The sequence below is a fragment of the Chitinophagaceae bacterium genome (genome assembly GCA_016699815.1).
Classification (GTDB): Bacteria; Bacteroidota; Bacteroidia; order Chitinophagales; family Chitinophagaceae; genus Ferruginibacter.
In genome coordinates this window covers 564,260-580,946 of the sequence record CP065012.1, presented here as the reverse complement: position 1 = coordinate 580,946, position 16,687 = coordinate 564,260, and the positions used below count along the sequence as shown (strand labels likewise).

General features: G+C 40.6%; 6 protein-coding genes. 2 read left to right on the top strand and 4 right to left on the bottom strand.

Going from position 1 to position 16,687, the window contains the following annotated elements:
• Positions 1-388 precede the first annotated feature (388 nt).
• Both IPO46_02565 and IPO46_02560 read left to right on the top strand, forming a co-directional pair.
• Complete coding sequence (locus tag IPO46_02565; protein QQS63509.1) at positions 389-6,142, top strand: hypothetical protein; 5,754 nt, start codon at positions 389-391, stop codon at positions 6,140-6,142.
• 210 nt (positions 6,143-6,352) lie between these two features.
• Entirely contained in the window at positions 6,353-13,243 is a 6,891-nt protein-coding gene (locus IPO46_02560) for an IPT/TIG domain-containing protein (GenBank protein ID QQS63508.1), read from the top strand.
• Positions 13,244-13,281: 38 nt separating this feature from the next.
• Here IPO46_02560 and IPO46_02555 read toward each other — a convergent pair whose 3' ends face one another.
• Genes IPO46_02555 through IPO46_02540 form a run of 4 tightly spaced genes read right to left on the bottom strand, consistent with a single transcriptional unit; the run spans position 13,282 to position 16,525 of the window.
• A complete protein-coding gene (locus IPO46_02555) occupies positions 13,282-14,364 on the bottom strand; it encodes an SIMPL domain-containing protein (GenBank protein ID QQS63507.1) in 1,083 nt (360 codons plus the stop codon).
• A 57-nt stretch (positions 14,365-14,421) separates the two neighbouring features.
• Positions 14,422-14,991 carry a hypothetical protein gene (locus IPO46_02550; GenBank protein QQS63506.1) on the bottom strand — a complete coding sequence of 190 codons (570 nt, stop codon included), beginning with the start codon at positions 14,989-14,991 and terminating at the stop codon, positions 14,422-14,424.
• Positions 14,992-15,002: 11 nt separating this feature from the next.
• Positions 15,003-15,566: a sigma-70 family RNA polymerase sigma factor gene (locus IPO46_02545; GenBank protein ID QQS63505.1), complete on the bottom strand. Its 564-nt coding sequence runs from the start codon at positions 15,564-15,566 to the stop codon at positions 15,003-15,005.
• A 5-nt stretch (positions 15,567-15,571) separates the two neighbouring features.
• Positions 15,572-16,525, bottom strand: a complete 954-nt coding sequence (locus IPO46_02540) for a hypothetical protein (GenBank protein QQS63504.1) — start codon at positions 16,523-16,525, stop codon at positions 15,572-15,574.
• Positions 16,526-16,687: the final 162 nt, after the last annotated feature.

Here is a 16,687-nt window from a genome sequence, read left to right as displayed (position 1 = left end):
TTTTCTTAGTTTCTGGTTTCTGGTAACTTAAGTATACCTATTGTAAAACTTTCCATTATACATTATTATTTATTCACATTTAGCCCTAAAAGCGGGAAAACATTAAAAAAACGGGCAAAAATTACCTTCTGTATAAAATAAATTGTAGATTTACTTTACCAAAATGTACCTGGCGGATAACCACTTTCCCCGGTGCTAAACAATCTTAATATCCCGTATAAAAACCAGAAAGTTTTTCTTAGGTATTTTATTGCATAAAAGATGAACGCCCGTTTTAAATAATGAGGTTTATTGCAGCATAATATTTATTTGCTGTAGCATTTTTAAAATGGTTCATTATTAATTTTAATCACTGTATTGCTATTTTAACTTTTTGAAAAATTACAACATGAGAAGATTTTTTACCTTACTTTTTTTGCTAACAATTTTTGTTGTTATCAATCAAAAAACCTTTGCCCAGGCAGCGCCTATTTTTTCTGAAAATTTTGAAAGCAGCTGGACAACGCCTAATACTTTAGGAACAACCGGCTGGACGAGCAATCCGGCATCTCCCGAAGACCAGGTATGGCACAGAGAAGATTATACAACCGGCTGGACTTTCCCCGGTAATGGAGGTTATACGCCTGCTGGTGCCAACGCCACATCTCATTCTGCACGGTTTCATACTTACGGCGCCGCAAACGGAACCACGGGAGAAATGACTTCTCCAGTTTTAGACTTTTCCTGTTATGCCGGCCAAAATATTTTAATGTCTATTTATTATAGAAACGCAAGTGGAAGTGATAATGTTCGGGTTGAAATGTCTTCAAATGGAGGTGGAAGCTGGTTGGGCTTAACCCTTTCGGGTACTAATACAGGATGGACGGCTTCATTAATAAATTTTGGCAATACTTTTGGAACAAATAATGTGTTGATCAGGCTCAGGGGTACTTCTGATTTTGGTTTATCAGATATGGGTATAGATGAGATAAATGTTTATGCCGGTTTTTTTAGTGCAACCGCTGGTAATTATACCTGGACAGTACCTGCAGGCATTACTTCTTTAAATGTTGCAGCTTTTGGCGGTGGCGGAGGCGGAGGAAGTAGTAATAATGGAACTGCAAGTGGTGGTTCCGGTGGCGGTGGCGCAGCCTATGCTAATGGCAACCATACGGTGGTTCCAAGTACCTTACTTCATTATAGGGTGGGTGCAGCGGGTATTGGTGGGCCTGGTAATTCAACAACCCAACCTACAAATGGCCTGCCTACCTGGCTTAATGCTACAGGAGCAAATGCTCAACCTGCAACAAATGTAATTGGTACTTTGGCCGATTTTGGCAGGGCAGGTGTAAATAATTCCACCGCAACCCCAACTAACAGAGGTACGGCAGCGGCAAGCATGGGTAATATTGCAACTGCAAATGGCAATAATGGAACAGGAGGAACAAATAATGGTGGAGGTAGTGGTGGCAATAGTGCAACAGGCGCTGCAGGAAATATTAACTGGCAGGGTGCAGGTGGGGCAGGTGTAAATTCAGGGGTAAGCAACCCAGGCGTAGTACCAGGTGGAGGTGGTGGAGGTAGTGATGATGTTGCATCAAGGGCAGGTGGTGCAGGAGCAGCAGGCTTTATTGTTGTAACTTATAGTTTTCCAAAACTTTCCTCACCAACCATTACCACAAATCCAATATGCTCAGGCAATTCTATTACGGTTTCCGGCACTAGCTCAGAGCCTAATGGAACTACAATAACACTCTACGGAAATGGATTACCCCTTGGCACAACAACCGTAACCGGCGGTAACTGGACAATGACAGGTTTAAATATTGCCGGAGGCGTAGTGTTAACTGCAAAAGCATCTTCTACAGCATGTAATTACAGCAATCCTTCAGCAGCCGTAGTAGTAACCTATTCCCTTACTTCTATTGCCACAAACCCGGCGCCAAATAATAATTCTATTGATGTGTGCTATGCCGGTGGAGCTGCTTTTACCAACTTATTATGGGACGTTGTTCCCGGTGCATCTCAGTATGATGTTTATTTTGGAATAGGTGCGGTACCGGGAGCAATTACTGCAACAGTTGCAACCAATACATGGCTTATTACACCAGCGCTTGTTGCCAACACAACCTATTTTTGGAAAGTAGTTCCTAAAAACATTTGTGGCTTAACAACGGGCACAGCCCAAATTTGGACATTTACTACAGTTGCAGCACCTTGTTTAAACTATTGCATACCTACACACACTACAGGAGTAGTAGCCAATACTATTTCTTTGGTAGAATTTGTAGGAACACAAAATGATGTAACCAATAATTCCGGAACAGGATTTACAGGCGCCTACCAGGATTTTACTACACTACCACATGCCGTACAGGAACAGGGCGAAGCAGTTAATATCAATGTATTTAGTGGCACAGCATCTACCTATTGGAAAGCCTGGGTAGACTGGAACCGGGATGGTACCTTTCAGGATCCTGCGGAAATGGTGTATACCTCTGGTGTTACGCAATTTACATTTTCTACAACATTAGGTTTTCAAATACCTTTAGGCCAGGCTCCAGGTTCTTACCGGATAAGAATAAGAACGCAGGATTATAATGGATGTACTTTTGGAGGCGCATGTGGTAACAATACATTAACTCCCTGTACAAATATGCAGGATGGCCAGGCAGAAGATTATTTATTTGAAGTAATTGCCCGATGTAATGCCCGTATTACAAATTATATAAGCGATACGGTTTGCAGTAATAACCCGGTTACACTTACCCTGGGAGCAGAAGGTACTGCACAAACTACGGGCTTTAGCTGGTATGCAAACCAAACAGGTGGCTCTCCATTAGCAAGTACCGTTGCAAGTGGTGCGCCGCCTGCTGCAAGTTGGACAACGCCTTCCATTAATACCACAACAACTTATTGGGTTACTGCCACGGGTACCAATACTGCCCTGCAAGCCTGCGAAAGTTATACAAGGGTTCCGGTGGTAGCGTTTAAACCAACGCTGGCAACTATTAATTTTGTAGGAGGCAACCCGGTTTATTGGTGCAGCGGTGGTACCAGTATTAATGTAACCGGAAGCTCCGGCACCATTGAAAATAAATTGATAGATGTGGATTTTGAAAATGGTACATTGGGTGAATTTACGGTTCAAAATATAGGCACATTACAGGATCCGGTAAACCAACCCTGGGCTGTTAAAACCAGTATTTTTGTTCCAGGTATGACGGCCGTATGGAAACCTGCTGTTTCATCAGGCTTTGGCGCAAACAAATTTGCCTTTGCCATTGCAGATATTTTTAATAGTGGCACTTATCATACTTTCCTTACCTCTGCGGCACATAATACTACAGGTTATACCAATCTTAGGTTAGATTTCAGGATGTATTTTGACCACTACCTGGCAGATGGCCAAGCCGGTATTTTAGATACCGTTACCGTTCAGGCATCTAATAATAATGGTACAAGCTGGAACACCTTGCAATCATTTATAGGAGACCAGGGCAAGGCTTCAAACTTTGCAGACTTTACTTATAATTTAGCCGCATCTTATAATAACCAGGCCAATGTAAGGGTGCGTTTTGTTTTTGGCGCTAACTGGACCAATGGTGTTGCCATAGATAGTGTACGTTTATCGGGTACTACATCGGCTTCCAGTAATTATGTATGGACGCCTGTTAATGGTAACTCAGGCGGTAATTTATACTTGCCTCCTTATCCTCCGGGTACTGCTTATGCCGGCCAAAATGTTTCCAATATAGTTGTAGCGCCTACGCCTGCTCAATTATCTGCCGGTGATCCATTAGATTTTGAGGCTGCATTAACCCTGGGTAATGGTTGCGTAGCAAAAGATACTATTAGTGTTATAATTGATAACAATATTTGGCTTGGTTATACCGCAGACTGGAATAGTAATACCAATTGGTGCGGTGGTATCCCAATATTTGGAAGTAAGGTTTTTGTTCCTACCACACCTATTGGTGGCAATATGCCAATAATTTACAGCCCAACAACTGGTACCGCAACATCGGTTACTATTGATAATGGCGCAAGTCTTACTATTAATAATGGCGCTGCTTTACAATTAAGAAGAGACCTTGATACCTATGTAGGCGGCACTTTTACCAACAATGGAACGCTGGAAATGATGGGCGATAATGTGTTTACCCAAAACCTGCCCGGCCCCGGAACCATATCACCAATGAATAATCTCACTATTGATTATACCGGTTCATTAAGCGTAATACTGAATGCGCCAATAACCATTACCGGCAGGTTAAAACCTAAGCAGGGAACTTTTTATCTTGGCGAGGATAGCATAACCTTAAAAAGTACAGCAACTTCCACAGCTTACGTAGATACCGTAAAAAGCACGGCTGGTATCACTTATGGCACGGCAGGCCGCTTTGTTGTAGAACGTTATATCAAGTACTACAAAAACTGGAACATGCTGGCATCGCCTACGGCCGAGGCACAAACTATTCGCCAGTCATGGCAGGAAAATGGCGTGAATAATGCCGGCTATGGTACAATTATTACCGGCCCAGCTCCGCTGGGTACCGGCCTTGATGCGGTTTCACCATTGCCTTCAATGAAATGGTACAACCCCAATATTGATACATTTAAGGCGGTAAACAATACCACACTAACAAATACCGATTCATTGGTTAACCGCAATACAGGATATTTCCTTTTTGTACGTGGCGACAGGAGTGTAGGCGTAGGAGGTGCAGGAAATAATACCACTTTAAGAAGCCGTGGTAAATTGTATATAGGCTCTACCGGAGGAACAGCATTACCACCGCCTAATGTAAGTTTTAATGGTTTAACTACTGGTGAATTTGTTTCTATTGCCAATCCATTTGCATCAGTAATAGATCCTACCATAACTACGGCAACAAATTTAAAAAGCGCTTACACGGTTTGGGATCCATCCAACTGGGGAAATTTTGGAGCCGGCGCTTATATTACTTTCACACAATCTGCCGGGTGGATAGGTACACCAACACCTTCGGGTGGATCACCTTACCCATCAGGAGTTTACAAATCCATACAATCGGGCCAGGCTTATTTAATGGAAGTAAATACAGGCGGTGGAAATGTAAGTGTGGGCTTTGAAGAAAACGATAAAAATAACAGTACCATCAATACAGTAACCCGTTTAACCGAAATGCCTCCAGGCTTAGTGATGATGAGTACCATGTTGCATAATAGCGCCGGATTAGTGGCCGATGGTAACCGGGTATCTTTTAACGAAATGTACAGTAACAGCTTAGGTAATGAAGATGCTACTAAGCTCATGAACAGCGGTGAAAACTTTGGCATATTGCAGCAGGGCAAAAAATTAATAATTGACGGACGTAAGCCGGTTGCCGATGCCGATACTATTTTCTATGCTATGAGTGGCTTGCGTATTCAAAATTATATGTTGAGTTTTGAACCCGTTAATCTTGTTGCACCCGGTTTAACTGCTGAATTGATTGACCAGTTCCTCGGTACAAGAACGGCAATTAGTTTAACCGACAGCAGCTTCTATAATTTCTCGGCAACCAATGATCCGGCAAGCAGGGCAATCAATAGGTTTTACCTGGTATTTAAAGCCCCGGCTGCCCCGGTTCCGGTTAAATTTGTATCCATTACGGCAAGCAGAAATACCGACAGAAGCATAAAAGTAAACTGGGCCGTAGTAAACGAAATCAATATAAGCCATTACGAAATTGAGCGCAGCGAAAACGGCATCAACTTTACGGGCATAATAAATGCAGCTGTTGCTAATAATAATAATTACAGCCGGAACGACCTTAGCCCATTGGTATTTGACAACTATTACCGCATAAAAGCCGTTGGCATCAATGGAGATATTACTTATAGCCCAATTGTAAAAGTAGCGCCGGAGAATATTCTGGCTGCAATTACCGTAGTGCCCAACCCTGTAAAAGGTAAACAAATGCAACTGAGATTTACAGGAGTAAGAGAAGGAAAATACAACCTGGTATTACAAAGCGAAGCAGGCCAGCGCATTTACCGTGAAGCAATAAATATTGGCAGCAATTATGAAGTAAAAAATATTAGATTGAAGAAAGCGGTAGCTGCCGGTGCTTATTTTATTAAACTGCAAAACAGTGATAAAGAAACTATTGCAGTTGAAAAACTATTTATTGAGTAATTGATATAAATTAATTTTTGGTGGGTTCTACCCCAAATTCAACCTGCTTTTCGCAAGCCTGCGATAGAGGCAGGTTGAATTTTTTGTTTATTTTTATAAATTATTTTAAAATCAATCATCCATTTGTTCATTAACGCTAACCAATTGAACTTCTTTTTACCTTGCTCAATACATAAGTTTTTATTGAGCGGTTTTGCATTTTTTCTTTTTTTGCAATTACCAGCGCAAACGGTTTTGCTTAATCCAAACGCAGCCGGTGGTTTTGAAAACGGAACAACATTTGCTGCAAACGGCTGGACACAGGTAGCATCTACAAACCCCAACTGGTATGCAGGAAATGCCGCAGTGCCTTTTGCAGGAGCAAGAGAAGCACATATAGGAACCAGCGCAACAAATTTTTCTGGTACTACAACTGCACCTGGCGCCAGGCATTTTTACAGGGATATTGCCATACCTGCTGCAGCAACAAATATTTTTCTCAGTTTTTATTTAAAGTTGCCGTTAGAAGATGCCGGGTATGATTTTTTGAATGTTTACAGCACTACTACTGCCAATACACCAGTAAATGGTACCGTGCCGGGAGCTGGTTATACCCAGGTTTTTTCTTATACTTCACCGGCATTAGCTACTTATTGGGGAATGCAGGGAGTACAGCTTTCCAATGCACTTGCAGGCACTACGGTGCGCCTTGTTTTTAGTTTTATAAATGATGGACCAAACCCCGATGCCTATTTTGCGGTGGATAATATTTCTCTTACTTATGGCGGTTATTGTACTGCTTGGGGCTCTGTTGCAGGTTTTGAAAAAATTTCAAATGTTACACTTACCGGAGCAGGCATTAATAATAATTCCACTTCCAATGCAGGATATGAAAATTTTACTGCCATTGCCGGAAATGTAACTGCCGGACAAACCTATGCTTTCTCAGCATCGGCTGCAACAACATTTGCAGATGACCAGGTATTTGTGTGGATTGATTGTAACCAGGATGGAGATTTTGATGATGCTGGAGAATTGGTTTTTACCAGCGCTGCCCAGGTTTCTCCATGGGCAGGCAATATTAGCATACCACTTACGGCAAATGCAGGCACCACAAAAATGAGGGTGCGCCTTCACGACTCGGTGAATGGAGGCAACAGCACGCCCTGTGGCGGTTCGTTTTATGGGCAGGTAGAAGATTATACTTTAAATATTGCTGCGCCACCGGCATGTTCAGGCGTACCAAACCCCGGTAATACCCTTACCACTCAAAATAACGTGTGCAGCAGCACCAGTTTTACGCTTAGTTTACAAAACAATCCTGGGGTAAGTGGGTTAACTTACCAATGGCAAAGCGCTGCTGATTTTGCTTTTACTACGCCTGTAAACTTAGGTACGGCAATAACACAATCCATTACACAAGTGGTTGCAACTTATTACCGTTGCATTGTAACCTGTGCAGGCAACAATGGAATTTCCAATCCTGTGCTGGTAAATATGGGTTCTGGTTGCCAGTGTGGCGCTTATCCCAATTCTAATTTCAGTAGTGCATTTTTTGAGTATGTTTCCAACGTAAATTTTGCAGGCATCAATAATTCTTCCGGAGGCAACCCCGGTGGGCCGGTAAATTATTTAAATCAAAGCGCAAGCGTGCAGCAAGGCAATAATTATAATTTAAGCGCTACTATTTTTCCTGCAGATAACGACTATGTTTATACATGGATTGACTGGAACCAAAATGGGAGTTTTTTAGATGCTGGCGAACAATATACTTTGGCAGCAGGCACATTTTTTGCCGGTCCGCATACGCTGAATATTACCGTACCATTAACGGCAGTATTGGGTTCAACAAGAATGAGGGTGATGGTAATTTATGATAATGCCCTACCTAATCCATCTATTAATTATAATTACGGAGAGGCAGAAGATTATTGTGTAACAGTTACGGGAACGGCTTTGCCGCCAACTATTAGCGGGCTTTCGGCTACGGAAGTTTGTACAGGCTCATCCTTAATTATTAGTGGCAGTAATTTATCGGGCGCTTCATCTATAACCATTGGCGGTACGCCGGTTACATCAATAGTTTCCAACACTGGAGCAGCTATTACGGTAATTGTTGGCGCAGGCACTACAGGTATTGTAAGTGTTACTACTCCCGGCGGAACCGCAAATAGCGCAGCAACGGTAACAGTGAAAGCAACACCTGCAACGCCTGCTGGGCCTACATCTCCACCTGTATGCCCACCGGGGCCAAATTTTACTATAAACTGGAGCGGCACGCCACCGGTGGGTGAAAACTGGTATTGGCAGGTAACCGCATCAGGTACAAGTACGGCAAACAATGCCAATCCTTATATTGTAAGCGCTCCAGATGTATATTATTTACGCTCTTACAATGGAACCTGCTGGAGCAATGCATCGGCAGCAATTTCGGTGGATTTTGCAAAAGTGCCCGTAGTATCGGCAGAGCCAGATCCAAAAATTATTTGCTCCTCAAATACAACACAACTTTCGGCAAGTGTACTCAATGAAAATATTACCGGCTATAATTTTACGGCTGTTGCCGGAACATATGCGCAGCTTTCGGGCGGTACAGATGTAGATGAAATAGAAAATGACGAAGCCGTTTCTGGCGCTATACCCATAGGCTTTAATTTTAATTATGCCGGCGCTTATTACAACGAAGTATTTGCAAGCTCCAACGGTTTTTTATCTTTTAATTCAAATGTAAGCAGTAGTTTAACCAACGATTTGGCAAATGCCGCAGCAAATATTTCACCAGTTCTTGCAGCCCTTTGGGACAATATGGATGGCATTGATGGCACCGCATCCTATATAACATCGGGCGCAGCGCCCAACCGGATATTTACTTTTGAATGGCGAAACTGGTACTGGGATTGGTTTACGGCTTCCTCCGGAATACCGGTAATTTCTTTTCAGGTAAAATTATACGAAAGCAACGGTGTAATAGAATTTGTGTACAGAACAGAATCCGGTACACTCAATACAGCCGATGGTGCAAGCATTGGTATAACAAGCGCTGCTACAGGTTCCTTCATCTCTTTAAATAACGCAAGCGCCGCTCCCATTGCAAGTACCGTTACTTCAACTAATAATATTGCAGCAAAGCCTGTAAACGGGCAGGTTTATCGTTTTACGCCGCCTGCTTTTGGCTACACCTATTCCTGGACTCCTGCAGCAGGCCTTAGCAATACCAGTATTGCAAACCCGGTTGCAACAGTTAGCGGTGTTCCCGGAAATTATTCTTATACGGTAACAGTTACCAATACAGATGGATGCACCGCTTCCGATATTGCAACCGTTGCCATTACCGGCGCATTAAATGGATTGTATTCTGTTGGCGCATTAAATATTGGCGGTGAGCAAGGCCACTTTAATACATTAAGCGAAGCCGTAGAAGTTTATAATGCCAATTGCGGATTAACAGGCCCGGTAATTTTTGCTTTAACCGATGCCTTGTATAGCGGCAATGAAAGTTTTCCTATACAAATAAATACCAACATTAATGCAAGCGCTGTAAATACGCTTACTATAAAACCACATACTGCTGTAAATGCCAGCATCACAGGCAACAACAGTAAGGCATTAATACAATTAAATGGTGCAGATTACATTATAATTGACGGAAGCAATAACGGAACCAACTCACAAAACCTTTCGTTCAATAATACCAATATTTCCGGCACTGGTTCTATCGTTTGGTTAAATAGTGTAAATGCAACAAATGGCGCAACCAATAATGTGGTGAAAAATTCCATTTTCTCCGGCGCTACAGCAACAGGTTTAAATTGCGGAATAATTTCCAGTGGAAAAGTGTGGGGTTCGGTGGCAGAAGCACAAAACAGCAATAACCTTTACCAGGGCAATAATTTTAATACCATGCTTACGGCCATTGCAGTTGTAGGGCCAACCGGAAATGAAACAGGAACAAAAATTATCAAAAATAATATCGGCTCAACCATTGTTGCCAATAAATTGGGTTTAAGCGGCATTGAACTTTACCAGCAACAGGCCGCATTGGTTGCTCAAAATAATATTGCAGGCATAATAAGTTCAAGCAGCGTTTTTTCACCCGTTTCGGGTATTGCCATTTTTGGCACAAGTTCTGTAAACAGTATAAAAAACAACAGCATTTCCAATATAAGCATGAATGGCCTTTATGGCGCTTGTGGCATTTTGCTTCAATCAAGCACTACAACCGCCGGCGATTCTGTAATCAATAATTTTATATCGGGTATTTATACATCAGGCTTTAATGGCTTTACTGCAAATGATAATGGCAATGGTATTGTGATAAATTTTGGTGGTGCCTATAAAATTTGGAACAATACGGTACGCTTAAATACCAATCAAACTAATACTACAGGCAACCCAGCTGCATTGCTCATTACATCAACGGTGCCATTGCCCAATAGCCTGAGTGTGATGAACAATATTTTTGTAAACGAGCAAACACAATCAGGCCCTCGCTATGCCATTATTTGCCGTGTAGCCAATACGGTATTTTCAAATGCCGCTGCATTTAATTATAATGATTTTTATACAACCGGAACCAACCTTGGCTATCTCAACGGCGCAAACAGAAATAACCTTGCTGCATTGCAGGCAGGTTTTGCAGGAAGCAATGTAAATGCGGTAAACATACAACCCAATTTTATTTCAGCAACCGATCTTCATTTGGATCCTGCAAATAATACCACATTGGATGATCTAGGAATTCCTATTACCAACATTTACACTGATATTGATGCCGACATTAGAAATACGATAATGCCCGATATGGGCGCAGATGAATTCAGCACTTGCAGCGCAACAACAGTTACATGGCTTGGTAAAGCAGATACCGACTGGAGCAATGGCCTTAACTGGTGTTCGGGAGCTGCACCTACCAGTGCACAAAATGTTATTTTGCCACAGGGAACGCCAAACGATCCCGTAATTTTTAATACCATAAACGGTTTTTCTAACAATATTGATTTAAAGGGAACAGCCATTTCCTTAACTATTAATAATGGCGGAAGCCTGGATACAAAAGGTAATTTTAATAACGGCGGAACTTTTACCAACGATGGTACTTTAATTTTAACCGGAACGGGTACACAAAATTTTCCGGGAAATACAGGCACGGTTGCAGAAATGAATAATCTTACCATTAATAAAAGCAATGCTGCAACTGCTTCATTGAATAACGATATAAGTATAAGAGGAGAACTAAAATTAACACAGGGAATTTTAGGATTAAACAATAATGATATTACGCTGCGGTCCACTTTAGCAAGTACGGCTTTTGTTTCTGCCTTAGGCACAAATGCCGCAATAACTTATGGAACAGGCCGCTTTAAAGTAGAAAGGTTTATACAGTATATTAAAAACTGGAATTTGCTGGCTTCACCCACTGCAGAAGCGCAAACAATAAATGCATCCTGGCAAAATAGTGGTACTTATGTTCCCAATTATTTCACCAATATTTCCGGCCCATCGGGCACAGGACTCGATTTTGTTTCACCATTTTATTCTATGAAGTGGTACAGCAACGGCGCTTCACAGGATGCTTATATTAATGTAGCCAATACCACATCAACAGTTGCCGATTCTTTAATCAACCGCTTTACCGGTTACTATTTATTTGTAAGGGGAGACAGGAGCATTGGGCTTGGGGGAACAGGCAGTCCGGTAACTTTGAGCAGCCGGGGAAAACTTTTTACCGGCGATTTATTTATTGCTGCCACAGGAACAGGAACACAATTAAACCCAACAACTGCATATCCTTCGCTTACTGCAGGAAGGTTTATTTCTGTTGCCAACCCATATGCATCCGCAATAGACCCAACGCAAATCATCAAAATAAATTTGAAAGATGCATATACTATTTGGGACCCTACCATGACAGGGAATTATGGGTTGGGGGGGTATATAAGTTTTAACCAAACCGGCGGATGGCTGCCAACACCTGCGCCAACCATGGGCTCGCCATATCCCACCACTACTTATAAAGCCATACAATCGGGCCAGGCTTTTTTAATGGAAGCTAGTGGTGGCATACCAGCAGTTGCATTTAATGAAAGTCAAAAAAATAACAGTACATTAATTACTGCAACACGTTTGCAAGATAATGCAACCGATTTGGTGATGATGAGTGCCATGTTGCAAACCAATGATGGAACAGTTTTGGATGGCAACAGGGTTGTATTTAATGAAATTTATGACAATGCAGTGGGAAATGAAGATGCAACAAAACTCATGAATGTTACCGAAAACTTTGGTGTAATTGTGGCAGTCAAAAATATTATAATTGAAGGCAGGAAACCCGTTGCGGCAGGCGACACTATTTTTTATCATGTAAATAATTTACGCAACCAGGCATATACTTTGAGTTTTACAGCTCAAAATATGGATGTGTTAAATGTTACTGCAGAATTAATAGATAATTTTCTGCAAACAAGAACAGCAGTAAGTTTAACTGGCAATACAGGGTACAATTTTTATGTAACCAATAATTTAGCAAGCCGTGCACCCAACAGGTTTATGCTTGTTTTTAAACCTGGCGTTAATACGGTGCCGGTTACTTTTATAGAGCTGTCCGCCGTTCGCAATTCCAGTGGTTCCATAAAAGTTAACTGGAAAGTGGCCAATGAAACCAATATTGATTTTTATGATGTTGAAAGGAGCAGGGATGGAATTAACTTCAGCAGTATTTTACAATCCGCAGCCAACAACAGCAGTATTTACAGTAAAATTGATTTGCAACCTTTGTCTGCAGATAATTATTACCGGGTAAAAGCTGTGGAACAAAATGCTGTTTTTCTTTATAGTAAGGTGGTAAAGGTTGCTGCAGAAAAAGTATTCATAACCATTTCACCCAATCCAGTAAAAGATAAAAGGCTGTCCATACAATATTCAGGGTTTACTTTTGGGAAATACCTGTTGGCAATAGAAAGTGCCGAAGGAAAAAGGATTTTAGAAGAAAAGTTTGAAATACAAAATACGAATGGTTTTAAAAAGATACATCTTAAGAAGCCAACCGCTGCAGGTATTTATTTTATTAAAATAAAAGATGAAGCTGCAAAAACTTTGGTTACAGAAAGAGTGATTATTGAATAGGGAAGAAGCCCAATAAAACGAGCTTCTTCCCTGTTAATTTATTTTGCTTTTTTTAAAGGTTCTGCATAAGTGATATTTCTGCCTTTAAGGTCAATATCTTTCTTTTTAGCATCTACATCAAGCTCTAAAAGTTTAAGTTGTATTTCTCTTACCTTTTTATTATACGCTTTATCTTCGGCTTCTTTTTGCTCGTCGTATACCTGGTATTGCCCTTTTATGGATAAATAAATTTGCACCATGGGCTCATTTACTACAGGGTTAATCACTTTGTCAAACTGTTTATCGGATACTTTGTCGTAGTAAATGGTTTTATTTTTTTCTGCATAATTATAAGTGGTTTTTGTGGGCTTTTTATCGTTGTAACTACTGTAAGTAGCAGGCATTGCCGTTTTTTGGGCCATGTACTGTTCATACCTTTCAGCAGGATATGCCGAGCCGTTTTTTTCTGCAAGATTTACAAAGCGGGTAAAAATTCCGGCTTGCTCCAGCAGGTTTTTTTTTGCAAGTATAATTTTTAATGCTTCGTTTCTTATTAGGGCCAAAGCGCCTTCCAGGTCATCTACCGAGTATTCTACTTTTACCAAATCATACACTTCGGCTTTAGCGGCTACGGTTATAATCTCGTTTATGTCTGATTGATTTTTAAAGCTAACATGGATATTTTTTTTCATTTCAAAGCCAGTAGGCACTTCGTTATATGTTTTACTGTATTTTTTTTCTGTTACTTCCATTTCGTAAGTGGGTACCATGGTAATGGGATCAATAAATACCTGCAAGGCTCCGGTATTGGATTGCTGTATCATCTTTTTAAAAAAATCGGTGCGGCTTGTCATAGCGGCTTCTACATCTTCAATGGTTTTGCCGGTTTGTGTTAGGCTAAAAATAGCCACATAGCCCGTAGCTTTTACATTGATCATAACGCTGGCTTCCAGTTGCGTGCCATAACTATAGCTGTACACCGCATCGGGGTTGAGGTTTACCGGTTTTTGAATATAGCCGTTAGGGTTGTTGTAAAGAATGTTGCCCGATGCTTCGGCAACGGCATTGCCTGCAATTTGAGCATGGCCCATTGTAAAGCAGGTGCATACTAATGTAACTTGTAGTAAGCATAATTTTTTCATAATAAAAAGTTTTATTTCTTACCTGTACACGCCGGTGAAACTTTCGTTCAAATAAATTTAATAAACTTCGCTTATGAAGGCCAGTAATGAGCTGTCTGCATCTACTGAGGGGTTGATAACATTACTGTAAAGCGGCGTAGTAATATTGCTTTTTTCATCTTTTTGAAGGAGGGTATCTGTTTTAATTAAAGCAATGTTATTGCTTTTTTGCTTTGTGGTTTCAGTAGGGGAAGGAGCTGGCAAAATGAGAACAGGGTTTGCCGTACTGTCTGGTATGATTATTTTATTTACAGCCGGGGCAGGGTTGTTTTTTACAATAGGGTTTTGCTGTTCTTTTTTTTCTGTAGTTAAAAGAAAAATTATTAACCCTGTAATAGCGGCTGCTGCTGCATACCAGCCAAGCCAGTTGGTTTTTTTATTTTGCTTTGTTGCGCTATACAACTTTTCCTTAAGTATTGGGTTTAGTGCAGGCACAAGGTTATTTTCTTCCAATGAAACCCTTATCATATTCTTCAGCAGGTTAAACTCCTGTTCATCTGCTGCAATACCGGCAACCAGTAATTTTTCTTCAGGCGTAAGTTCGTGCCATTGCTTTTGCTGTATTATGTCGTCTGCATTCATGCTCATAAAATTTAGTTTTATGGGTAAGTTAATAGCCCTTTATATTCTTTAAGTTCATCTTTTAATTCTTTTAGTAAATAAAATATCCTCGATTTTACCGTTCCTTCAGGTAAATCCAATATCGCAGCAATTTGGGGTACGGTAAGGTTTTCCATAAAGCGCAATACATAAAGTTCTTTCTTGTCTTCGTTTAAAGTTTGGGTGTAGTTATGCAATGCTTTTTTAAAATTTGCCAGGTCGGGGTTTGGGCTGCTATCATTAATGTGTACCACTTTCATTTTTTGAAATTTTATTTTGGTTTCCTGCTTCCGGTATTCGTTTTTGCACATATTGTTGGCAATGCTGTACAGCCAGGTGGCAAAACTTTTGTTTGTATCAAAGGTTTCGGCATTCCTGATAAGCTTTAAAAATAAATCCTGTGTAAAATCTTCGGCCAGTTCTTTGTTTTTCCATAACATTTTATAAAAGAAGCCAAACATTTTTTGGCCATACCTCATGTATATTTCATCAAATGCAGCAGTATTGCCCTTTTGCAATAGGGATAATAACATTTCAGCGCTGCCGTTTTTGATATCTGCCATATCGCTTATTTCAGTTGTTTATAGAGTTCTTCTGAAATTCCGGCCTGCCGGGCAATAAAATCCATTTTTTGCAATAGCCATTTTGCCTGTGGTGCATTTTTATTTTCATAGCTTTTATACAACAGCAAAAATGACGGAAGATAATTTTTGTAGAGCTGCTTTTCATGCCCGGTTAAAATAGTGGCATTGTTTAACCTCTCTTTAGTGAAATCGTTACTAATATGGTTTTTCAATTCAGTAAAATCGCCTGCAGGGTCGAGGCTTACTAAAAGCCCGGTATAATAGGCAACGGGATATTTGGCAATTTCATCTTTTCCTATGGAAAGGCATAAGTAAGTATTGGGTGCAGGGATCACGGGTTCTTCGTAATACATTAGGGTAATGTCTTTTCTTATATTGGTTGCCTGTTGTACCATTGCCAGGGCTACCAGGTCGCCAATGCCACGGGCATAAATTACCGCATTGGTATTGGCCGACATTAAGGTATTGTATTGATATTCGTAAACATTGGGCGGCAGCGGCAAAGCGGCATATAATTTTTGGGCATATTCTGCCAGCATTATTTTATCCCGGGCAATAATGCTGTATTGAATTATGTAGGGATAAACAGCAACTTTATCTTTGGCCAGTTCTAAAGCTTTAAAAACGGTTTCTTTATTTTTTTTACCAGAGTGTATAAAGCTTATGAGGTTGTATTGCCAGCTTTCTTTAATAAAGGATGCAGATGCTTCGGCTAAAAAATTAAGTTCATGGTTTTTTGTATCCGAATCAAATTTTTTGTCTCTTTGGGTATTCAGGTAAAAAGCCAGCCATGCATCGGGGTTGTAGAGGTTTTGTAACCCTTTCTTTTTTAATAATGCTATAGTTGCAGCAGTACCACTTACAGGGTTTTTTGTTTGTTGTTGATTTGTAGATTCCGTTACTGACTGTGCAGGTACCCAAAAGGAAATACCGAGCATAAAAAAAAGTAAAAAATATTTCATACTATTAAGTACAACTATCTGCTAAAAACGTTTAAGAAAATTATTGCTTTTTTTGAAAATTGTTGAAAAGCAACCCTTAGCAACCAATGGTTTCAATAGAATTTTGAATTTTCGGTAACCGGGTTTTGGAATAAACCT